At 65.9% G+C, this 22,339-nt stretch carries 19 protein-coding genes and 1 pseudogene; 5 read left to right on the plus strand and 15 right to left on the minus strand.

The genetic code is table 11. The features are described from left to right. The 13 genes from siaA to C167_RS0108455 all read right to left on the minus strand — a co-directional run bounded on the left by siaA (position 1) and on the right by C167_RS0108455 (position 16,423). A complete protein-coding gene (gene siaA / locus C167_RS0108395; RefSeq protein ID WP_026078896.1) occupies positions 1–1,989 on the minus strand; it encodes a biofilm regulation protein phosphatase SiaA in 1,989 nt (662 codons plus the stop codon). Between the two features lie 190 nt (positions 1,990–2,179). Next, positions 2,180–3,232 carry a protein-glutamate methylesterase/protein-glutamine glutaminase gene (locus tag C167_RS0108400; RefSeq protein ID WP_017517823.1) on the minus strand — a complete coding sequence of 351 codons (1,053 nt, stop codon included), beginning with the start codon at positions 3,230–3,232 and terminating at the stop codon, positions 2,180–2,182. 15 nt (positions 3,233–3,247) lie between these two features. Next, the gene (gene cheD / locus C167_RS0108405; RefSeq protein ID WP_017517824.1) at positions 3,248–3,841 is read right to left on the minus strand and encodes a chemoreceptor glutamine deamidase CheD; all 594 of its coding nucleotides are present in this window, start codon (positions 3,839–3,841) and stop codon (positions 3,248–3,250) included. Further along, entirely contained in the window at positions 3,841–4,683 is an 843-nt protein-coding gene (locus C167_RS0108410) for a CheR family methyltransferase (protein ID WP_017517825.1), read from the minus strand. The genes cheD and C167_RS0108410 overlap by 1 nt, the downstream gene beginning before the upstream one ends. A gap of 285 nt (positions 4,684–4,968) precedes the next feature. Further along, positions 4,969–6,993 carry a methyl-accepting chemotaxis protein gene (locus C167_RS0108415; protein WP_017517826.1) on the minus strand — a complete coding sequence of 675 codons (2,025 nt, stop codon included), beginning with the start codon at positions 6,991–6,993 and terminating at the stop codon, positions 4,969–4,971. A 38-nt stretch (positions 6,994–7,031) separates the two neighbouring features. Next, positions 7,032–7,517, minus strand: coding sequence for a chemotaxis protein CheW (locus tag C167_RS0108420; RefSeq protein WP_017517827.1), 486 nt, complete (start codon positions 7,515–7,517; stop codon positions 7,032–7,034). Further along, positions 7,504–9,357 (minus strand): chemotaxis protein CheA, encoded by a 1,854-nt coding sequence (locus tag C167_RS0108425; RefSeq protein ID WP_026078897.1) that lies wholly within the window; start codon positions 9,355–9,357, stop codon positions 7,504–7,506. The genes C167_RS0108420 and C167_RS0108425 overlap by 14 nt, the downstream gene beginning before the upstream one ends. 11 nt (positions 9,358–9,368) lie before the next feature. Beyond that, positions 9,369–9,734, minus strand: a complete 366-nt coding sequence (locus C167_RS0108430; protein WP_017517829.1) for a response regulator — start codon at positions 9,732–9,734, stop codon at positions 9,369–9,371. 169 nt (positions 9,735–9,903) lie between these two features. Further along, positions 9,904–11,091 (minus strand): methyl-accepting chemotaxis protein, encoded by a 1,188-nt coding sequence (locus tag C167_RS0108435; protein WP_017517830.1) that lies wholly within the window; start codon positions 11,089–11,091, stop codon positions 9,904–9,906. A 485-nt stretch (positions 11,092–11,576) separates the two neighbouring features. Beyond that, on the minus strand, positions 11,577–12,935 hold the full coding sequence (locus C167_RS0108440; protein ID WP_017517831.1) for an 8-oxoguanine deaminase: 1,359 nt from the start codon (positions 12,933–12,935) through the stop codon (positions 11,577–11,579). A 151-nt stretch (positions 12,936–13,086) separates the two neighbouring features. Beyond that, positions 13,087–13,770 (minus strand): SDR family oxidoreductase, encoded by a 684-nt coding sequence (locus C167_RS0108445; RefSeq protein WP_017517832.1) that lies wholly within the window; start codon positions 13,768–13,770, stop codon positions 13,087–13,089. Positions 13,771–13,916: 146 nt separating this feature from the next. After that, the gene (locus C167_RS0108450; RefSeq protein WP_017517833.1) at positions 13,917–15,224 is read right to left on the minus strand and encodes an MFS transporter; all 1,308 of its coding nucleotides are present in this window, start codon (positions 15,222–15,224) and stop codon (positions 13,917–13,919) included. A gap of 401 nt (positions 15,225–15,625) precedes the next feature. Then, on the minus strand, positions 15,626–16,423 hold the full coding sequence (locus tag C167_RS0108455; protein ID WP_026078898.1) for an AraC family transcriptional regulator: 798 nt from the start codon (positions 16,421–16,423) through the stop codon (positions 15,626–15,628). A 282-nt stretch (positions 16,424–16,705) separates the two neighbouring features. Between C167_RS0108455 and C167_RS34430 the strand changes: the two genes are divergently transcribed. From C167_RS34430 to C167_RS0108475, 5 genes are all read left to right on the plus strand, one after another. Next, the gene (locus C167_RS34430) at positions 16,706–16,930 is read left to right on the plus strand and encodes a hypothetical protein (RefSeq protein ID WP_157791823.1); all 225 of its coding nucleotides are present in this window, start codon (positions 16,706–16,708) and stop codon (positions 16,928–16,930) included. A 64-nt stretch (positions 16,931–16,994) separates the two neighbouring features. Next, entirely contained in the window at positions 16,995–17,831 is an 837-nt protein-coding gene (locus C167_RS0108460) for an outer membrane protein OmpK (protein ID WP_017517835.1), read from the plus strand. Between the two features lie 185 nt (positions 17,832–18,016). Further along, positions 18,017–18,499, plus strand: coding sequence for a hypothetical protein (locus C167_RS32340; protein ID WP_017517836.1), 483 nt, complete (start codon positions 18,017–18,019; stop codon positions 18,497–18,499). Between the two features lie 158 nt (positions 18,500–18,657). Beyond that, the gene (locus C167_RS0108470; protein WP_017517837.1) at positions 18,658–19,329 is read left to right on the plus strand and encodes a TetR/AcrR family transcriptional regulator; all 672 of its coding nucleotides are present in this window, start codon (positions 18,658–18,660) and stop codon (positions 19,327–19,329) included. Beyond that, positions 19,326–19,916 carry an IMPACT family protein gene (locus tag C167_RS0108475; protein ID WP_017517838.1) on the plus strand — a complete coding sequence of 197 codons (591 nt, stop codon included), beginning with the start codon at positions 19,326–19,328 and terminating at the stop codon, positions 19,914–19,916. Before C167_RS0108470 ends, C167_RS0108475 begins: the two co-directional genes overlap by 4 nt. 473 nt (positions 19,917–20,389) lie before the next feature. Here the strand turns inward: C167_RS0108475 and C167_RS35450 are convergent, their stop codons facing one another. Together C167_RS35450 and C167_RS35455 are read right to left on the minus strand one after the other, a co-directional pair. Further along, positions 20,390–21,127 carry a methyl-accepting chemotaxis protein gene (locus tag C167_RS35450; protein WP_416774488.1) on the minus strand — a complete coding sequence of 246 codons (738 nt, stop codon included), beginning with the start codon at positions 21,125–21,127 and terminating at the stop codon, positions 20,390–20,392. A gap of 129 nt (positions 21,128–21,256) precedes the next feature. Beyond that, a pseudogene (locus C167_RS35455) lies at positions 21,257–22,318 on the minus strand (cache domain-containing protein); the annotation flags it as partial. Positions 22,319–22,339 lie beyond the last annotated feature (21 nt).

Raw genomic sequence — 22,339 nt, forward strand, 5'->3', positions numbered from 1 at the left:
CTAGTCGAAGCGGAAAGAGAGAATGGTGATGTCGTCGCGCTGCGGCTGCTCACCCTGGTAGTGGGCGAGGGTAGCGGCGAACACGTCGGCCTGCTCGGCCAGCGGTCGGCGCGCGTGGTTGCGCAGCAGGTCGGCGAAGCGGCTGTTGCCGAAGCCGAAGCCGTGCTCGCCGCCGGCCTGGTCGAGGAAGCCGTCGGTGCACAGGTAATAGGTCCAGCCGGCTTCCATCGGGATTTCCACGTCCTGATAGTCGCCCTGGCGCTTGTCGCCGATGGCGCGGCGCGCGCCCTTGTATTCACGCACGTCGCTGCCGTCGCAGGCGAACAGGGAAATCTTCGCCCCTGAGAAGTGAAGCCGCTTGCGCTGGTGGTCGACGCGCACCAGGCCCGCGTCCATGTTGGTGGCCAGCGAGTGGGTAAACGCTTCCTGGCCGAGCATGCCGCGCATCACGTGGTCGGTCTCGCGCAGGATGGCGGCCGGGTCGTGGCTCTTCACGCTGTCGATGGCGTGGTCGATGGCGGCCAGGGCGAGCATGGTCATCAGCGCGCCGGGTACGCCGTGGCCGGCGCAGTCCACCACGCCGATCAGGCTGTCCAGCGGGCCTTCGCGGTAGATATAGAAGTCGCCACCGACCACGTCGCGCGGTTTCCACAGGACGAAATGGTGCTCTCCCAGGGACGCCTGCAACTGGCGGTCGGGAAGGATGGCGCGCTGGATCAGGCTGGCGTAGTCGATGGAGTCGCCGATCTTCTTCTGCGCCGCGGCCATCTCGCGGTTGGCCGCTTCCAATGCCTGGGTGCGCTGCTGGACCTTGTCTTCCAGTTCCTCGGTGTGCCGGCGGACCTGGTCGGCCATGCTGGCGAAGGCGCTGGAGAGTTCGCCGATCTCGTCCGGGCGGGTGCGCGGCAGCGGGCTGTCGTATTGCCCGGCGGCAATCGCCTTGGCCGATTGCTTGAGGCCGCGCAGCGGGCGCAGCACCAGCAGGTCGACGGTGTAGGCGAAGCCGATCAGCAGGATCGCCAGCAGCCCGGCGAGGGTGCCCACCAGCGGCCAGATCCAGCGGCTGTCGAGCACCTGCGCGGCATGCAGGTCGATGGCGCTGAGCACGTGCCAGCGCAGCTGCGGGATGTAGGCGGTGGCGATCAGCTGCTCCTTGCCATCGAGCGTCGCCCACATGCTTTCCACTTCGCCGGGGTTGACCTCCGCCTGGCGCAGGGTCTGGCGCAGCGCGGTACGTTCCTGGTCATTGGCCAGCAGGTCGTACACATGGTGCTTGGCCTGGCCGCTGGAGCCGGAGTTGAAGGCGATCAGGCGGGTGTCCGGGTGCGCCTGGATGGCGCCCTCGGGGTCGACGATCATCGGCGTCACCCCGGCCTCGCGGCGCGAGATGAACTGGTCGAGGAACTCGGTGAGGTCGAGGCCACCGCCGGCCAGCCCGACCTTCTCGTTGCCGGCGCGCACCACCATGTTGAACCAGACCTTGGTGACCTTGAGCTTCTCGTTGTAGTCGACGTTGATGTTGTACAGCTCGTCGCGCGCGAGGGTGTCGAAGTACCAGGAGTCCTTCGGATCGTCCCGGCTCAGGGTATAGCGCGGCGAATTGGAGAGCGGCGAGCTGGAGTCGTTGAAGTAGTAATGGCGCGAGGAGTCGACCACCACGAAGTAGGAGTAGTTGTGCTGGTCGGCGCGGAAGCCTTCGGCTTCGCGGAAGAACAGCGAGCGGCGCGCCGGATCGTTCTCGGCCAGGAGCCAGTCCTGGGTCACCACGGACTCGGCCAGGCGCCGCGACAGCGCCAGTTCGCGGATCACCGGTGCGATGATCTTCTGCTGATTGAGCAGCGTGAAGTTCCTCGCGAAGGCGAGGCCGAAATGCGTGCGGATGTCTTCCATGGCCTTCCAGCCCAGCAGGACCGCCGGTACCAGCGCCAGGAGACAGGCGATGAGCAGTGCCACCACCGATTTGCCGCGCAACCCCCATCTTGCCGCCATGGCTATCTCGATTCCCCGTGCCGCCCGCCGTGTGCCGGTCTTTTGGCGAAAGCTCAATTGTGCATTTTGTATACGGGCACAATCAAACCAAATTGCTATCGAATCGCCATATTATTGGCGCCACTCGATTGGCCGGAGTCTAGACCCTGTGGGAAATGGTGCTCAGCCCAGGAGGACGATTCCTGCAGAACTAGACGCGGTTCCCACTTCCGCTTTGGCGCGCCTGCTGTAGGAGGGAGCCTGCTATGCGCTCCAGCGGCAGGACTTCCTTCGCCGCGCCCAGTTCCACTGCTTCGCGCGGCATGCCGTAGACCACGCAGGTGGCTTCGTCCTGGGCGACGGTGTGGCCACCGGCCTGGCGGATCGCCTGCAGGCCGCGCGCGCCGTCCTTGCCCATACCGGTGAGCAAGGCGGCGATGAGATTGCGTCCGGCGCAGCGGGCGAGGGAGTTGAACATCACGTCCACTGCCGGCCGGTGGCCGTTCACCGCCGCCTCGCGGTGCAGGCGGACCACGTAGTTGGCGCCGCTGCGCTGCACTTCCATGTGGTAGTCGCCGGGGGCGAGCAGCACGTGACCAGGGAGGATGCGGTCGCCGTCGCGGGCTTCGCGTACTGACAGGCGTGTCTGACGGTCCAATCTTTCAGCGTAGGACTTGGTGAAGCCCGGCGGCATGTGCAGGGTGACGACAGTGCCCGGGCAATCCGGAGGCAGGCCCAGCAGCACTTCCTTGATCGCCTCGGTGCCGCCGGTGGAGGCGCCGATGGCGAAGATTTTCTCGGTGCTCAGCAGCGGTCCGCCGCTGGTTTCGCTGGCGGCGGCTGCCGTGGGGCGTGGGCGAGGCAAGCGTGCGCGGGCGGCGGTCTTGAGCTTGGCGCAGATGTCCTCGGCATAGGCCTGCATGCCTTCGGCGATCCCCAGGCGCGGTTTGGCGATGAAGTCGATGGCGCCCAGCTCCAGCGCGCGCAGGGTGGCTTCGGAGCCCTTTTCGGTGAGCGAGGAGATCATCAGCACCGGGGTGGGCCGGCCCTTCATCAGCTTGTCGAGGAAGGTCAGGCCGTCCATGCGCGGCATTTCCACATCCAGCGTGATGACGTCCGGCGCGTGCTGCTTGATCAGGTCGCGGGCGACGAAGGCGTCGGGCGCGGCGCCCACCAGTTGCAGCTCCGGGTCGTTGTGGATGATGTCCTTGAGCAGGCTGCGAATCAGCGCCGAGTCGTCGACGATCAGGACCTTGACGGCCATCGGGCATCCCTCCGTTCAGAACAGGTCGATACTCCCGCCGCGCTCCCGACGGGACAGTTGCTGGCAGTACTGCCGCTCGCGCTGCAGCACCGTGTCGTTGGCCAGGGTGCGCAGTTTGCGCACCAGCACGCGGCCGCTGGCGGGGAAGAAATAGACCTTGCGCGGGTAGACGTCGAGCAGGTCCTGGGCGGCCAGCGGAATGCCTTCGCTCTCCAGGTAGTGCAGGACGAACTCGACGTTGCGCTGGCCGACGTCGGCGCTGAGGTTCTTCAGCACCGAGCCGCCGCCGAATACCTTGGCCTCGAAGTGCCGGCGCTGGCCGCCGCGACGCATCAGGCCGTTGATCAGCAGGTCCATGGCGTGCACGCCGTAGCGCCCGGAGTTGGACAGCAGACCCTGTACCCCCGTGTCGCCGGGCAGCATGAAGTGATTCATGCCGCCCAGCCCGCTGCTGCGGTCGCGCAGGCAGACGGACACGCAGGAACCGAGCACCGTGACCAGCATCAGCGGCTCGGCGGTGACGTAGCACTCGCCGGGCAGCAGCTTCACGGCCTCCATGCCGAAGCGTGGATCGTAGTAGCGGTTGGGTTGGTCCAGGGCTGCGCCCATCAGTGGCTCTCCACCGCCTGGTAGGTGGTACGCCCCACCGATCGCACCAGGTGGCTGGCGTGGACGAAGTTTTCCGAATGCCCGGCGAAGAACAGCCCGCCGGGTCGCAGCAGGCGCACCATGCGCTCGAGCAGGCGGGTCTGGGTCGGCTTGTCGAAATAGATCATCACGTTGCGGCAGAAGATTGCGTCCAGCCCGCCGGGGATGCCCCAGTCGCGGTCGAGCAGGTTGATCTGCCGGTAGTCGATCATCTGCCGAAGCTCGCGCACCACCCGCGCCTTGCCGGTATTGCCGCCGGTGCCACGGAGGAAGAAGCGCCTCTTCTGCGCGGGGCTCAGGGTCTCGATGCGCTCCAGCGGGTAGATGCCCTGGCGCGCCTGGCCGAGCACGCCGGTGTCGATGTCCGAGGCGATCAGCTCCACGGGCGGGGCGAAGCTGCCCAGCGCGTCCACCAGGGTCATGGCCATGGAGTAGGGCTCCTCGCCGGTGCTCGAAGCGGTGGACCAGAAGCGCAGCGGCTGATGGTCCTGCACCTGCTCGGCGGCGAAGCGGCCGAGATGGTCGAAGTGGTGCTTCTCGCGGAAGAAGGCGGTGAGGTTGGTGGTCAGTGCGTTGACGAATTGCTGCCACTCTTCCTCGTGGCTTTCCAGGTAGGCGAAATACTCGGCGAAGCTGCCCAGCCGCAGGCTGCGCAGGCGCCGCGATAGGCGGCTGTAGACCAGCTGCTGCTTGTTCTCAGAGAGGCTGATGCCGGCATGCTGGTACAAGCGCTCGCGCACCTGCTGGAAGTCCCGGCGGGTGTAGTGGAATTCGTGCTCGGGGGCGGGCAGGTGGATGGGCATTGGTGGGTCTCGGTGGTAGCGGATTTCGGTGGGACGGGAGGGTTCGGTGTTGGGCGTTGCCCTCTCCCCCGCCCTCTCCCTGAAGGGAGAGGGAGCTGTTCGGCGTGCCCGGGTGGCACGGGGTTCCCCTTGGTACCGTTCAGTCTCCTCTCCCTTCAGGGCGAGGGTTAGGGAGAGGGGCATTTGTCGTTCGGCGCAGCAGATATCACCCGGCCATCCCTGGCCCGCCCGCGGCAACCGACCCTCCCATTGCTCCGGCCGCCGCCATCCTTCAGCCCCGCCCGATCAGAACTCTTCCCAGTCGTCCTCTTTACCCTTGGCGCGCACCGCCTTGGCCACTCCGCGGGCGGCGCGCGAGGTGTGCGCGGCCGGCTCGGTGCGGGCCGGGCGGGCCGAGGCCAGCGGCACCACGGTGGCCGCAATGGATTCGAGCTTGAACACCCCGACCTGCTGGTTGAGCATGCCGGCCTGCTCCTGCAGGGCCTCGGCCGAGGCGGCGGCTTCTTCCACCAGCGCGGCGTTCTGCTGGGTCATCTCGTCCATCTGCGACACGGCGCCGTTCACTTCCTCGATGCCGCTGCTCTGCTCGGCAGAAGCGGCGGCGATCTCGGCCATGATGTCGGTGACGCGCTTGATCGCCACCACGATGTCGCTCATGGTCTGGCCGGCCTGGGCGACCAGGGTGTTGCCGCTCTCGACCTTGTCCACCGAGTCGTTGATCAGCGTCTTGATCTCCTTGGCGGCGGCGGCGGAGCGCTGAGCCAGGGTGCGCACCTCACCGGCCACCACGGCGAAGCCGCGGCCCTGTTCGCCCGCGCGCGCTGCCTCCACCGCGGCGTTGAGCGCGAGGATGTTGGTCTGGAAGGCGATGCCGTCGATCACCCCGATGATGTCAGCGATCTTGCGCGCCGAGTCGTTGATCGCGGACATGGTGCCCACCACCTTCTGCACCACGCTGCCGCCTTCGGTGGCGACCTCGGAGGCGTTCACCGCCAGCGAGTTGGCCTGGCGTGCGTTCTCGGCGTTGAGCTTCACGGTGCTGGTCAGCTCCTCCATGCTCGACGCGGTTTCTTCCAGGCTGGAGGCCTGCTGCTCGGTGCGGGTGGAGAGCTCGGCGTTGCCGCTGGCGATCTCGCTGGCGGCGGTGTGGATGGTGCCGGCCGCTTCGCGGATCTGCCCGAGCATGCGCGACAGGCTCTGGGCGGTCTCGTTGGCATAGTCCTTGAGCTCGCCGAAGGTGCCCTGGTAGTCGGCGTCTATGCGCTGGGTCAGGTCGCCCTGGGCCAGCGCACCGAGCATGCGGGTGACGTCGCGCAGACCCTTGTCGGCGGTGTCCACCAGACTGTTCAGGCCGGTGGCGAGCTTGAGGAAGAAGCCTTCCTTGTTGTCAGCCTCGATGCGCTTGCTGAAGTCACCGGCGACGGCGGCGTCCACCAGTTGCGAGACCTCCTGCTCGGCGCGGAACTCCTCGGTGCGGTCGGTCCACTGCACGGCCGAACCCAGGCGCTCGCCGGCATCGTTGAACACCGGCACCACGTCGAGGGCGAAACGGCGGCCGCCCAGGTTCAGCTCGGCCTTGTGTCGCGCGGTCAGGTGGGCGAGCATGCCGCGCTGGTGCGCCGGATTCTTGTGGAACATGTCGATGTTGGCGCCCATCAGGCGGCTGGCGTTGAAGTTCGGCAGCTGCTTGCGGATGTCGGCCTCGGCGTTGCCGAGCATCTCGGTCACCGTGCGGTTCATGTAGATGATCTCGAGGTCGTTGTTGGCGATCATCACGTTGGCCGAGACGTTATCCAGCGCGCTCTTGATTCGCGCGTTGTACTCGGCGGCATCGGAGCCGGCCTTGAGGCTGTCGCGCACACCGTCGATGGCTTCGGTGATGATGGCCTTCTTGCCGGGCAGGCGGTCCATGTCCACCGAGTAATCGCCCTTGCCGTAGGCAGTGACGGTGGCGACGACCTTCATCTTCACCGCGATATGCGCGGCGACCAGGTCGTTGACGCCCTTGGCGATGCGCGCCGTGCGACCGGCGAACTTGTCCACCGGGATCACCTCGTCGATCCAGCCCAGTTCGTGCTGGCGGGTCATCTCCATCAGGCCGATTTCCAGGGCTTCGGCCTGGGCCAGCTCCGTGCGTTGTTCACGCAGGCAGCGCTGGACGCTGCGCAGCCCGTCGTAGAGGCGCTCATAGCCGGGCGCGGGGGCTTCGCCGATGGCGACGTCGAGGTTGCCGTCCACCAGGCTGTGGAGGATGGCGGTGATGCGGTCGGCGCGTTGCTGCGCCACGGCGTGTGCGTTGAACAGACCCATTGTGGTTTCCTCGGCTGATTCTTCTTGTCGTGTCGCAATCAGGCTGCGGTTTCATCGACCAGCGCCATCTCGCGGCTGGTCATGAGTTTTTCGATGTCCACCAGGATCAACATGCGCTCGCCCGCGGTGGCCAGGCCGAGCAGGTATTCGGTATCGAAGCTGGCGGCGAATTCGGGGCGCGGCTTGATCTCCTCGCCGGCCAGGGCGATCACGTCGGAAACCGAGTCCACCACTGCGCCGACGATGCGCCGGCCGACGTTGAGGATGATCACCACGGTGAACTGGTCGTAGCTGATGTCGGCCAGGTTGAACTTGATGCGCAGGTCGACGATGGGAACGATGGCGCCGCGCAGGTTGATCACGCCCTTGATGAAGGCGGGGGCGTTGGCGATTGCCGTGACCTGGTCGTAGCCACGGATTTCCTGCACGCGCAGGATGTCGATGGCGTATTCCTCGCGGCCCAGGGTGAAGGTGAGGTATTCCTGCACCGGGCTGCTCGCCGCAGTGGCTTCAGCTGCGCTCATGGGTGGGTTCTCCTTGTGCTGCCAGGCGCGGCAGGGCGTCGACATCGAGGATCAGGGCGACGCTGCCGTCACCCATGATGGTGGCGCCGGCGATCCCGTCGATCCGGCGGAAGTTCTGTTCCAGGCTCTTGATCACCACCTGCTGCTGGCCGACCAGTTCGTCCACCTGCAGGGCAAAGCTCCTGCCCTCGGATTCGAGGATGACCACGATCCCCTGCTCCGGCGGCACAGGTTCCGCGCCGATGCGCAGCAGCTGGTTGAGGGAGAACAGCGGCAGGTATTCGCCGCGCACGCGGATCACCGTCGATTCCTCGCCGGCCAGGCCGCGCACGTCGTCGGCACGGGCCTGCAGCGACTCGACGATGTAGGTCAGCGGTACCACATAGTTGACCTGCTCCACGGCGACGATCAGGCCATCGAGGATGGCCAGGGTCAGCGGCAGGCGGATGCACATGCGCGTGCCCATGCCAGGCGCGGAGTCGATGTCGATGCGCCCACCCATGGCCTGGATGTTGCGCCGCACCACGTCCATGCCCACGCCGCGGCCGGAGAGCTCGGTGACCGCGTCGGCGGTGGAGAAGCCGGGCATGAAGATCAGTTGCCAGACCTCCGCATCGCTCATCCCGTCGTGCACAGCCAAGCCTTTCTCGCGGGCCTTGGCAAGGATGCGCTCGCGGGACAGACCGCGGCCGTCATCGGAGATTTCCACCACCACACTACCGCCCTGGTGGCTGGCGGCGAGCTTCACCGAGCCCTGGGCCGGCTTGCCCGCGGCCAGGCGTTCGGCGGGCGTCTCGATGCCGTGGTCGATGCTGTTGCGGACGATGTGGGTGAGCGGGTCGCTGAGCTTCTCGATGACGCTCTTGTCCAGCTCGGTGTGCTCGCCCTGAAGAATCAGCTCGACCTGCTTGCCCAGCCGCGCGGAGGTGTCGTGCACCAGGCGCGGGAAGCGGCTGAAGATGAAGCTGATCGGCAGCATGCGGATCGACATCACCGATTCCTGGAGGTCGCGGGTGTTGTGTTCCAGTTGCGCCAGGGCCTGCTGCAGACGTTCGAAGTGGGTGGGGTCGAGGTCCTCGCTGAGCTGGCTGAGCATGGCCTGGGTGATCACCAGCTCGCCCACCAGGTTGATCAGGCTGTCGATCTTCTCGACGCTGACGCGGATGGAGCTGGATTCGCTGTCGGTGCGCGGCGCGGCGGCAGGTCTGCTGGCGGGCGGCGGCGCCTTGGGCGCTTCGCTGACCGGAGTGGGCGCTGCGGCAATGGGGGCGCCGGGAGCGTCGTCGAAGAAACCGAAATCGTCATCGCTGCGGGTGCAGGCCTCGCTGGCGGCGGGGGTGCCGGGTGCATCGTCGAAGAAGCCGAACGCGTCGTCTTCGCTGGCGCCGTTTTGAGTTGCCACGGGGGCATCGTCGAACCGACCGAAGTCGTCATCGGCGACCGCCGTGACAGGCTCCGCCAGCCAGGCGCGCAGGCGCTCCACGGTGGCTGCCACCGGTGCGTCCGGGTCGGGCACCTGACTGCGGTGTGCGTCGAGCAGGCGCTGCAGGACATCGCGGGCCTCGAGGAACACACCGATCATGTCCACGTGCAGGGCGGTCTGCCCGCAGCGGATGCGGTCCAGCAGGGTTTCCAGCTCGTGGGTGACGGCGGTCAGGTCGTCGAAACCGAACATGCCGCTGGAGCCCTTGATCGAGTGGGCGGCGCGGAAAATGCCATTGAGCGTCTCGGCGTCCGGCTGATCGAGGTCAAGCCCAATCAGCAGGAGTTCGAGGGTCGCCAGGTGTTCGTCGGTTTCCTCGAAGAACACCTGGAGGAACTGCTCCATACCAGTCGCCATTGGTGGTTCCCCTAGGGCAGGACCTTGCGGGTCACTTCCAGCAGTTTCGGCGGGTCGAACGGCTTGACCAGCCACCCGGTAGCACCCGCGCTCCGGCCCTGCTGCTTCATGGCGTCGCTGGATTCGGTGGTCAGCATGAGGATCGGCGTACCGCGGTAGCCGGCCATGTCGCGCAGGCTGCGGATCAGCGTCAGGCCGTCCATGTTCGGCATGTTCTGGTCGGTGAATACCAGGCTGTAGGTCTTGCGCTGGGCCTTGCCCAGGCCGTCCTTGCCGTCCACGGCCTCGTCCACCTCGTAGCCGGCGGACTTGAGCGTGAAGCTGAGCATCTGCCGGATGGAGGCCGAGTCATCGACGATCAGAATCTGCTTTCCCATTGCGTTGGTTCTCCTCGGTTGCAATGCGTTTGCCTGGCGCCAGGCGCGCGCTCACTCGCGCCATCCCGGCGCGCTGACAGGGGTGTGGGGCTCAGCCGATCAGGGCGAGGTTGGCGAGGTATTCGATGACAGACTGCAGCATGGCGATGCCTCCTGGGCTCGGATCACGTCAAAACAGTTCTACTTCGCCGGCGCTGAGGCTGGTCTGGGCGACCGGGTTGCTCAGGGGGCGGCCGAGCTCGGCGACTTCTTTGCGCAGGCGCTCGCCCCACTCGCCGGGCGGGCGGCCATCCAGCGCGCCGAGGCCGACGGCGAGGGCGCCGAGGCGGGCACTGTGCTTGCCGATTTGGCCGATCAGTTGGCTGCTCATGTCCTGGAACTGCAGGGCGGTGACCGCGGCGTTGACGCCCTCGCCCACTTCCAGGGAGATGCGGTCCAGCTCCTGCACCACCTTCACGGTGTGCTGGTTCATGGCGTCGAGGTCGTCGAGCATGGTCTGGATCTTCTTGCGTGAATCCAGGGCGAAGGTCATGTCCTTGTCGGCCAGTTGGCTGATGGCGCCTTCGGCGTCCTTGATCTCGCGGTAGACCACGTCGACGTGCTCGCGTATGGCCTGGGAGAAGTGCGTGGAGCGGGTCGACAGTGCGCGCACCTCGTCGGCTACCACGGCGAAGCCGCGGCCGCTTTCGCCGGCGCGGGCGGCCTCGATGGCGGCGTTCAAGGCCAGCAGGTTGGTCTGCTTGGCGATGGCGTCCATGTCCTGGGTGGATTGCAGGATCTCGGCGATCTTGTGTGTCACGCGATCCATGCGCTCCACCAGCTGCTGCGAGGTGCGGCTGGTTTCCAGGGTGGCTTCGACGAACAGCCCGAGGGTTTCCTGGGTGGCGTGGATGAAGCGCTGGAAGTCGATGTCGTCATCCAGGTGGCCGCGTCCGTCGTAGCGTTCGATCAGCGAGTGAGACAAGCCGCGCTGAGTGTCGATGCGTTCGGCGAGGGCGTGGAAGCTGTCGGTCAGCTGGCGGATGGCCTGGTGCAGGAGGTTGTCGATCTGATGGGCGTGGCCGTTGAGCGAGCCCAGGTGGCCTTCCACGGCTTCCTGCACGGGGCGCCATTGCGGCAGCTCGTCGCTGTGCGGGGCGGCGGCAGGCGCATCGGTGCCGGTTCTGCCGGGGCCGCGCAGCAGGCTGCTCAATACCAGGCTGGAGACCCAGCCCACCGGCAACATCCACCAGAAGGGCACACCGACCGCGCAGAGCGCTGCCACGACTATCCATGGCAGTGACTGGATGACGAGGCGCCGCGGCCAATCCGGGCCGGTTCCTTGAACCGCCTGAGGGTTCAACTGTGAATCGCGCATGCATGCACTCCATTGCCGGGCGCCGGTAACCGGGCCAAACGGCTGCTGACAGCATCTTGAGCAGGAATTCGGCCTAGCGATTTAAAACTAGAGGGCCGTTGGGTGATGTCAAATTGACGGCACGTTCCCGTCGCACGGCATGGCCTTGATCTAGAGGGTTTTTCGCGGAATGACCGTTCATCGTGGCTGGTCGGATGGCGACGGGCGGTAGTGCGCAGACCTTGTGTGGCGCGGGCTGTAGCGATTTTTCGATGGCAAAACGTGCCGGTGGGAATGGCATCCGGAGCCACATCGACGGTGGAGAAAAGTGTTCCGCAACGGGGGCTGGATGTTTGGCGGGCCATGAGCGCGATTGCGCAGGTGGCGCGCTCCTGCAGGTGTCGAGGTGTGCGTAGGAGCGGACTCCGTCCGCGATCGACAGCCGGCCGCTGCGAGCAAGCCGGTTGCACACTGCCGACGGAGTCCGCTCCTACGACGGCTGACGCTTACAGCGTACCGAGCAGCTTGCGCGCCGCCTGGGTGTGGTCGGCGATCAGGCGCTTGAGGTCGAGGCCTTCGACTTCGCCATCGATGACTCGCCAGCTACCGCCGATCATGATCCGGTCGGCCTTGTCGGCGCCGCACAGCAGCAGCGCGGACAGTGGGTCATGGCTGCCGGAGAAGCGCAGTTCGTCGAGCTTGAACAGCGCAAGGTCCGCCTGCTTGCCCACGGCCAGCTCGCCGATGTCGCTGCGGCCGATGAGTTTCGCCGAACCTCGGGTGGCCCAGCCCAGCGCGCGCTCCGGGGTGATCTGCTCGGCGCCATAGCGCAGGCGCTGGATGTACAGGGCCTGACGGGCTTCGAGGATCATGTTGGAGGCGTCGTTGGAGGCCGAGCCGTCCACGCCGATGCCCACCGGCGCGCCGGCTTCTTCCAGGGCCACGGTGGGGCAGATGCCCGAGGCCAGGCGCATGTTCGAGCTGGGACAATGGCAGACGCCGGTGCCGGCTTCGCCCAGGCGGCGGATTTCCTCGTCGTTGAAGTGGATACCGTGGGCCAGCCAGGTGCGCGGGCCGAGCCAGCCGACGCTGTCCAGGTAATCCACGGTGCGCTGGCCGAAGCGCTGCAGGCAGAAGTCTTCCTCGTCGAGGGTTTCGGCGAGGTGGGTGTGCAGGCGCACGTCCTCGCGCTCGGCCAGTTCGGCGCTGGCGCGCATGATTTCCGGGGTCACCGAGAAGGGCGAGCAGGGTGCCAGGGCGATCTGCACCTGGGCGCCGTCGCCGCGCTGGTGGTACTCGCTGATCAGGCGCTGGCTGTCGTCGAGGATGGCTACGGCGCTCTGCACGGTCTGCTGTGGCGGCAGGCCGCCGTCGGCTTCGCCCAGGCTCATGGAACCACGGGTGAGCATGGCGCGCATGCCCAGTTCGGTGACCACGCCAGCCTGCACGTCGATGGCCTGCTCCAGGCCATCGGGGAACAGGTAGTGGTGGTCGGCGGCGGTGGTGCAGCCCGAGAGCAGCAGTTCGGCCAGGGCCACCTTGGTCGCCACCGCCAGCTGGTCGGGGGTCAGGCGCGCCCACACCGGGTAGAGGGTCTTCAGCCAGGGGAACAACGGCTGGTTCACCACCGGCGCCCAGGCGCGGGTGAGGGTCTGGTAGAAGTGGTGGTGGGTGTTGATCAGGCCGGGCGTCAGCACGTGCTGGCTGGCGTCGAAGGTCTGCTGGACGGGAGCCGAGGGCTGCTGGCCGGCTGCGACCAGTTCGACGATGCGGCCGTCCTGGACGACGATGCCGCCACGGGCGTCCTGATCGTTAGCGGTGAAGATGGCCAGCGGGTTGCGCAGCCAGAGACGCGGGGAGGACATGGATGAATTCTCCAAACGGACGGAGCCGTTCGTTCGAGTCGGCTCCATGGGTTCATGGGAAGCCAGCTCAGTGTTCACCCTGTCTGCTGATCCAGGTTCGCTGACTCGAAAGTCAGGCGTGGGCGCATGGTAGCGCCCACGGCGCTGCTCGTCACCAGTCGATCGTCGTTCCCTGGTAATCCAGGTAGAACTGCCCACCACGGCCGGCGTGGTTTTCGACCTGGTCGACGAGGCCTTTGACGCTGGTCTGCACGTCCAGCGGCGCGGACTCCCCACCCATGTCGGTGCGCACCCAGCCCGGATGCAGGTTGAGTACCGTGATACCGGCATCGCCCAGCTCGACGACGAAGCTGCGGCTCAGCGAATTGAGCGCCGCCTTGCTCGCGCGGTACAGCGCCATGCCGCCGGAGACGTTGCCAGCCACGCTGCCCAGCTCGGAGGTCATGAAGGCCAGCACGCCGCTGTCCGCGTTCAGCCGCGGCAGCAGGCGCTCGGCCAGGCGCAGCGGGGCGATGGCGTTGACCATGAACAACTGGCCGATATCGGCGAGGCTGGCATCGATGGCCGACTGGTGCGCCGGGCCGTAGATGCCGGCGTTGATGAAGAGGAGGTCGAAGCGCGAGCCGGCCAGGGCCTCGGCGAGGCGGTCCTGGGAGTGGACGTCGTCCAGCAGCAGGGCTTCCACCCGCACCGGCAGCTTGGCCAGCTCGCCGGGATGGGCAGCATCGCGCACGGTGGCGGTGACGTCCCAGCCGCGGTCCAGCAGCTCGCGCACCAGGCCCAGGCCGAGGCCGCGCGAGGCACCAATGATCAGGGCGGATTTCGGGGTGGTCATGGCGAGGCTCCTGTGGGTGACGGGAAGGGTCAAGGATAACCCAGCCGCAGCGCCTGCCGGCGCAAACGACAAGGCCCGGCAGATGCCGGGCCTTGTGGATAAAAAGCCCCGGAGAGTGTGCGCCGGGGCCCGGGCAAGAAGCCCAGTCAGTCGGTGGTGATCCTCGAGTGCTTCTGGGTGTCTTTCATGGTCACGTAGACCAGCAGCGAGCAGGCGATGCACGCGGTGACGTACCAGTAGAAGCCGCTCTCCATGCCGATGCTCTTGAACCACAGCGCCACGTATTCCGCGGTACCGCCGAAGATCGATACGGTCAGCGCGTAGGGCAGGCCCACGCCCAGGGCGCGGATCTCGGTGGGGAACAGCTCGGCCTTCACCACGGCGTTGATCGAGGTGTAGCCGCTGACGATGACCAGCGCGGCCATGATCAGGAAGAACGCGCCCCACCAGGTGTCGATGGTGTGCAGGGTGCTGAGGATCGGGTAGGTGAAGACGGTGCCCAGTACGCCGAAGGCGATCAGGATCGGGCGGCGGCCGATCTTGTCCGACAGCGCGCCGACGATGGGCTGCAGCAGCATGAACAGGAACAGGGTGGCCGCCGAGATCATGGTCGAGTCGGTCTTGCTCATGCCCACCGTGTTCACCAGGTACTTCTGCATGTAGGTGGTGTAGGTGTAGAAGGCCAGGGTGCCGCCCATGGTCAGGCCGACCACGGTGAGCACTTCCTTGGGATGGCGCAGCAGGGCACGAAGCAGGCTTTCCTTGGGCTCTTCCTTCTTCTTGGTGAAGGACTCGGTCTCCTCCATGCCGCGACGCAGGAACATGGCGACGACCGCGCACAGCGCGCCGATGAAGAACGGCACACGCCAGCCCCAGCTTTCCAGCTGTTCGACGGTCAGGGTCTGCTGCAGCACGATCAGCACCGCCAGGGCGATGAGCTGGCCGGAGATCAGGGTCACGTACTGGAAGCTGGAGAAGAAGCCGCGCTGTTCCTTGTTGGCCATCTCGCTCAGGTAGGTCGCGGACGTGCCGTATTCGCCGCCGACCGATAGGCCCTGCAGCAGGCGCGCGAGCACCAGCAGGATCGGCGCGCCGACGCCGATGGTTTCATAGCTGGGGGTCAGGGCGATGATCAGCGAGCCGAAGCACATCAGCAGGACCGAGGCCAGCAGGGCGGCCTTGCGGCCTTTGCGGTCGGCGTAGATGCCCATCAGCCAGCCGCCGATCGGGCGCATCAGGAAGCCCACGGCGAAGATCGCGGCGGTGTTCAGCAACTGGGCGGTCATGTCGCCCTGGGGGAAGAATGCCTTGGCGAAGTACAGCGAGAAGGCGGCGTAGACGTACCAGTCGTACCACTCGACCAGGTTGCCCACCGAGCCACTGAAGATCGACTTGATGCGCTGGGAAGTCGTGCGGGGTGCGGCAGAAGCGGAGACGGCGCTTGCGCTATCCATGGGTATTCCTCTTGTCGTTGTTGTCGTCAGGCGTGCGGACTGCTCGAAACGTCACGCCGGCGCGCCGCGAGGGCGGCGCAGTGTCGAGGGCGATAGCAGGCAGCGTGCCAAGGCGCGAAAGCCGCGTGGCAGAAGGGTTTCAGTGGTTTTCTGTCGGGTGATGGCAGGCGAAGCGGCGCCGATTGGCGCGGGTGTTGAGCGGAAATCCGCCGATGCATGTATCTGTAGGAGCGAGCTTGCTCGCGAACGAATTTCCCGGCGGCACGAGATTGGGCGGCTCGCTCCTACACAAGACGCTGCGGCGCGGGAGCCAACCCATCGCGGACGAAGTCCGCTCCTACGGGTGGGTGGGCTTTGGGTAGGAGCGGACTGCCTCCGCGATCGGCATCCGCCGGCACGGTCTACCTCTGCCGGAACAGGTCGCCGGGCGTAAACCCGAACAACCCCTTGAACGACGCGATGTACGCCGAGGTGGAGTCGTACCCGCAATCCAGCGCCGCCGCCGTCACACTGTCTCCGGCTTCGAGCGAGCCGAGGGAAGCGAGCAGGCGCTGGCGCTGGCGCCACAGGCGGAAGGTCATACCGGTCTCGCGCTGGAACAGTCGTGACAGGGTCTTCTCCGAGGTGCCGATGCGCTGTGCCCAGTCACCCAGGGTGTGGCTGTCCGTCGGGTGGTCGATCAGCGTCTGGCACAACTGCAGCAGGCGACCCTCCTGCGGCATCGGCAGGGAGAAGGCTACCTCCGGCAGGTCGCGCAGCTGGTCCAGCAGCACTTCCACCATGCGTGATTCGGCGCTGTCGCCCTGTGGATAATCCACCGGCAGCTCGCAGAAGCTCTTGATCAGCTCACGCGCCAGCGGCGTCACTTCCAGCACCCGGCAGCGATCCGGCGCCCACCGGCAGGCGTCATCGCGAATGTACAAGCTGCGCATTTCCGCCTGGGTCGAAGTCACCACTTCATGGTCGAGGAAGGCCGGAATCCAGATGGCCCGCTGCGGTGGCGCGAAGAAGCTGCCTTCGGCCGTGTGTACACCCAGCACCCCGGTGATGGCGTAGGACAGCTGCACCCAGGCGTGATGGTGCTTGCTGGTCCAGGAGCCCGCGCGCAAACGCTCGGCGCGCGCATAGACCGGCCGCGGCAGGCGGTCGAGTACCGGGATCAGGCGTTGCAGTTCGGGGGCTTGTCCTTTCATCGGCATAACTTTGGAAAATATCGCTGGAGCATCGGAGTCTGGCAGGCCGCCTCCTTCGCCTCAAGTGGGTTTAAAGACGTTGTCGGCCCGAACGACGGCGTTCGAACCCTGCAGGATGCAGCCGACAGCGCGACCGCCCAGCGGCCCGAGGCACTCTGACAGGTGTGGTGAAGGGGCTTGTCTGGCATTATCCGCGCCCGGAAAAACGCGTGGTGTGTCCCGACGGCTGTTGTGTAGATTTCCCACAAGAGAGTTGTATACATAATTTTTGTTGATTCATTTCAACCCATGTTTTTCATGTATCCAATCTTCTGGTCGGTGATCGCCATTCCCGTGCTTGATGCTGGAGCCGATGCCCTCGAAACAGGCGAAGTTGTCCTGCGAGTCAGGAAATGGCTCGGCCCGCGCACCTGCGTCTTACCTGCCAAAGGAGCGGATCCCAAGGGGTTCGTCATAAAAGTGGAACATCTGGTCAGGATTGGCGCCAATCTTGCTTTTCCTCGCCAGGCCTGACCAACCGGACAGGTTCCACCGACAATTAAAAACGCAACACGACTGCACTGATTAGGAGCAACGCATGACTCGCACTCTCGCATCCCTGCTGCTCGCCGGCGGGCTGCTCGCGGCCGGGCAGGCCATGGCTGGCGGTGAAGACCTGACCCCGGCCCCGGCCGTCAACGATGGCCCGCTGATCTGGCACAACGAAAGCCTGACCTACCTGTGGGGCAAGAACTTCAAGGTAGACCCGCCGATCCAGCAGACCTTCACCTTCGAGAGTGCGAGCGCCTGGACCTGGGGCGACATCTGGTTCTTCGTCGACCAGATCAACTACAACGGCAAGGAAAGCGCCACCAACGGCAAGAACACCTACTACGGCGAGTTCAGCCCGCGCCTGTCGTTCGGCAAGATCACCGGCACCGACCTGTCCTTCGGCCCGGTCAAGGACGTGTTGCTGGCAACCACCTACGAGTTTGGCGAAGGCGACGTCGAGTCCTACCTGGTCGGCCCGGGCTTCGACCTGGCGCTGCCGGGCTTCGATTACTTCCAGCTGAACTTCTACTACCGCAAGCCCGACGGCAACCGCGTGCCGTCCGGCGCCTGGCAGATCACCCCGGCCTGGGCCATCACCATCCCGGTGGGCAATTCCGACATCCTGTTCGACGGCTTCATGGACTGGGTCGTGAACAACAAGGATGCCAGCTCCAGCCACCGCAACCAGTCGGACTACCACGCCAACCTGCACTTCAACCCGCAGGTCAAGTACGACCTGGGCAAGTCCCTGGGTTACGAGGCGAAGCACCTGTATGTAGGTATCGAGTACGACTACTGGTCCGACAAGTACGGCATCAAGGATTCGCAGTACTTCACCACCGACCAGAACACCGTCAGCGCGCTGGTCAAGTACCACTTCTGATGCACTCGACGACCCCGCCGCCCGGCGGGGTCGTTGTCTCCGGCACTGCCCCTTCTTCGCTCCAGTCCCTTTGCTCTCACAAAATTCGGAAATTGCCGACGCTCTATCCCGGTCACGGCCAATTGGTCGCGGGCGCCCGTGCCTCTAGCGTTGCCTCTCCTTGCTTCACCATGGAGATTCGAGCAATGAAAAGATTGTTGATCTTGGCAATCGCCGTGAGCGTCAGTGCGCCGTTGCTGGCTGCGCCTGTGGCGCAGGACGGCGTTCCGTCCACCAAGGTTCACAAAGAAACGCATGCCGGTGGCTTCTACCAGGACGTAGTTGTCCGGGCCCAGCCGGCCGTGCCGCAGGAGCCCGAGAAGGAGCACAAGGCCGTGGTCGCAACCACGGAGTGCGCCCCTCTCTGGGGGGGCGGCAAGTCTGACGAGCAACCGCAGCAGGCCCGCAACACCGCAGGAATCGAGGAGGAGAACCGTGATGGCGCGGCCATCGTTCCGGTTCCGGACGGTTGTGCAGGCCTGGGGCTGAGTCGTCCGCTGTACGGCAATATGTCCGTGGGCGCAGCTGTCGGCATCGGCGCCGCGATCGTCGCGGTGGGTGCTGCCATCGGCAACCATGGTGGCGGTGGTCACCACAGCTCGTCCGGTACCACGGGTACCACCAAGTAAGGGTTTCCCCGGCGCTCGCCGGGGCAGGGCCGCTTGCCGGCGGGGATTGGTTGCCAGGCTGGCATCGGTTCCCGCCCTTTTTCATGCCTTATGCTTGAATCCCGCCACCCGCCTGGGTTATCCATGCAGCGCCCCCGCTCAATGCACGGACAACCCGCATGACCCTCCAGGTACCCGCCCACACTGCGCCCAACGGCGAAAAGCCCGCCGGCCGTATTCGCCAGAAGAACGAGGAAGCCATCCTCGCCGCCGCCGAGGAGGAGTTCGCCCGCCACGGTTTCAAGGGCACCAGCATGAACACCATCGCCCAGCGCGTCGGCCTGCCCAAGGCCAACCTGCACTACTACTTCAGCAACAAGCTGGGGCTATACGTGGCGGTGCTGAGCAACATCCTCGAGCTGTGGGACAGCACCTTCAACCACCTCACCGTGGACGATGATCCGGCTGCTGCCCTTGCGACCTACATCCGCGCCAAGATGGAATTCTCCCGTCGTTACCCGCAGGCCTCGCGGGTCTTCGCCATGGAAATCATCAGCGGGGGCGAATGCCTCTCCGAGCATTTCAGCCAGGACTACCGCACCTGGTTCTCCGGTCGTGCCGCGGTGTTCCAGGCCTGGATCGACGCCGGCAAGATGGACGCGGTGGACCCGGTGAACCTGATCTTCCTGATCTGGAGCAGTACCCAGCACTACGCTGACTTCGCCACCCAGATCGGCTTCGTCACCGGCCGCAAACGCTTGTCCAAGCAGGACTTCAGCGACGCTAGCGACAATCTCATCCGTATCATCCTCAAGGGTTGCGGGCTGACGCCGCCACCGGCCTCGGCATGAGTTTCACCCTCGCCGGGCCTGCGGTTTACCAGGAAGACATCCGCAAGAGCCGCTTCCACTGCGTCGCCGCCCCGATTGCCAGCGAAGCCGAGGCCCAGGCCTTTCTCGCTGCACACCGCGACCCCAGCGCAGGGCACAACTGCTGGGCCTGGAAGCTGGGCAACCAGTACCGCTTCAGCGACGACGGCGAGCCCGGCGGCACGGCTGGCCGGCCCATGCTGGTCGCCATTGAGGGGCAGGACATGGACCGCGTGGTGGTCGTGGTCAGCCGCTGGTTCGGTGGCATCAAGCTCGGCACCGGCGGCCTGGCCCGCGCCTATGGCGGCTGCGCGGCGAAATGCCTGCAGGACGCCGAGCGCATCGAACTGGTGCCCAGCAGCCGACTGGCTTTCGACTGCAGTTTCGCCGAGCACGCGCTGTTCAAGGCGCGGGTCCTGGCACTCGGCGCCAGCGTCGAAGACGAATCCTTTGGCGCGCAAGGCGTGCGCGTGACGCTGAACCTGCCAACCACCGGGGTCGAGCCGCTGCGGAAGCTGCTGGGCGACCTCAGCCGTGGTCGCGTGCAGGCGCAATTGCTGGACGCCTGATTCTTCTCCCCAAACACCGTGGAGCTGCCTGTGGATAACCTGTGGCAGGACCTCTGCTGGCCAGGTATTCCGCAGCCTTCAGCGCGTCGTTCATTTTCTGATCAAACGCCTTCGAGCCTGTTGAGTGAAATATCAACAAGCTGTGGAAAAGGTGTGGGTGAAACTCCCGCGGAACAGGGTCAAACGCCACTTCTGACCGCTCGGCAAGTTATTCATCGGATTGATGCAGGGCTTGCAGGGCCTGGGCTCGGGCTTTTCGCCAGTTGAGCGGGCGGCGCCGTGGAGGTTGGGGGCAAGTCTCTGGACAATCTGTGGGCAACGTGTGGGCAAGGTGTCTCTCCGACGAGACGCTTCGGGCACTGATCGGCCGTCACCACCCACCAGCCATGGCGAAAAAGGCAGCCGCTTCGCTTGGAAAGCCTGTGGGTAACTCTGGGGACAAGGCACCGGCGAAACCCCGGTGCCAGAGCTAATCAAAGGCGGAACTGCGCCATCTGCCGCGCCAGGTCATCGGCCAGGTTACGCAACTCGCGGCACTGCTCGCGGCCGTGCTGCACTTCGCGGGTGGTGGCGTGGGCGAGGTCGGCAATGCCCTGCACATTGCGGTTGATCTCCTCGGTGACCGCCGATTGTTCCTCGGTGGCCGTGGCGACCTGGTGGTTGATATCGCTGATGCGCTCCACCTGGTCGGCAATGGCGCCCAGCGAGGCGCCGGCCTGCTCGCTGGCAGCCAGGCTTTGCCCGGTGGTCTGCTGGCTGGAATGCATCGAGCGCACGGCTGCTTCGGCGCCGTCCTTCAGGCGCTGAATGATCGCGAGGATTTCGTCGGTTGAACCCTGGGTGCGGCTGGCCAGTGTACGCACCTCATCGGCCACCACGGCGAAGCCCCGGCCCAGTTCACCGGCGCGCGCCGCCTCGATGGCGGCGTTGAGGGCAAGCAGGTTGGTCTGCTCGGAGACGCCGCGGATCACCGCCAGCACCTGGTCGATGCTCGCCACCTGCCCGGCCAGCTCGCCCACGGCACCGGCGGCCTCGCCGATCTCCCCGGACATGCGCTGACCGACCTGCAACGAGCCGCCCACCACGCGACGTGCTTCGCCGGCCTCTTCGCGGGCCTGCTGCGAGGCGCTGGCCGCCTGTTCGGCGTTACGCGCGATTTCCTGAACCGTGCTGCCCATCTCGTTCACCGCCGTGGCGACCATGTCGGTCATTTCCTGCTGGCGGCCGGCGCGGTCGGCGGTGTTGTCCACCACCTGCGCCACTTCGCCAACGGTGCGCAGCAATTGCTGGCTGGTGCCGAGCACGGCACCGATCAGCGCGCGCTGACCTTCGAGGAAGCGGTTGAAGCCACGGGCGAGGTCGCCCAGTTCATCCGCGCGGCTGTCGTCCAGGCGGCGGGTGAGGTCGCCGCCGCCACCGCCGATTTCCAACAGCGCACCGGTCACCTGGCGGATCGGCCTGGCCAGGCTGCGCGCCATCAATACGACCAGCGCCAGGCAGAGCAGGGCGACCACGGCCCCGGCGAGACCGGAGAAGGCCAGTGCCTCGCGGGCGTCGGCGTAGATTTCCGCTTCCGGCACCTCGCTCACCAGGGTCCAGCCCAGGTCATGCAGCGGCAGGCTGGCGGCCAGGTAATCCTCGCCGTCGCGCTGGAAGCGGGCGCTATGGAAGCCCTGCTGGCCGAGCAGCGCGCTCGCGGCGCCGGCGCCGATCAGGTCGCCGAGGTTGCGTCCCTTGGGCAGCGAGGCGTCGGGATGGATCTGCACCTGGCCGTCGTTCTTCACCAGGTACACGCGGCCGGACTTCCCGAAGCGGAAGTCGCGGATCAGTGTCGACAGTTCGCGCATCTCCAGGCCCAGGCCGGCGATGCCCAGCAGCTTGCCGCCCTGCTCCACGCGCTGGTCGATGAACAGCGCCAGTTCGCCAGTGCTGCCGTCGATGTCGATATTCCACATGCGCGGCTTGCCGCTGTCGATGAACTGGAAATACCAGCCGTCCTTCGGATCGCTGCGGCTGAGCGTGCGCTCCTTGCCCTTGTCGCTGTAGTAGGCGCCGCTGGCGTTGGAGGTGATCAAGGCGGAAAAGGCTTTCTGCGAGGCGCGGATGCCACCCAGGTAGCGGGTGAATTCGGCCAGTTTCTCCGGGCTTTCGCCGGCGGCCAGCCAGTCCTGCACCAGGGTGTTGTCGGCGATGCCGGCGGCTGCGGTGATGGGGCCGGTCAGGCGTTTCTCGAAGTCATTGGCAATCGCCTGGATGCTTGCCGGCAGCGCCTGCTCGAGCAGGTAGCGCTCGCTGAGGCGGTTGACCAGCATGGCATACAGGCCGAGGACGATGAGCAGGCTGATGAGCAGGGCAGCGCCCATGCTGAGGATGAGTTGGGTCTGGATACTTCGCAGGCGCATGTTCTTGTTTTCCTCCGAACG

Origin of the sequence: Pseudomonas nitroreducens TX1 (genome assembly GCF_000313755.1) — a bacterium.
Lineage (GTDB): Bacteria > Pseudomonadota > Gammaproteobacteria > Pseudomonadales > Pseudomonadaceae > Pseudomonas > Pseudomonas nitroreducens_A.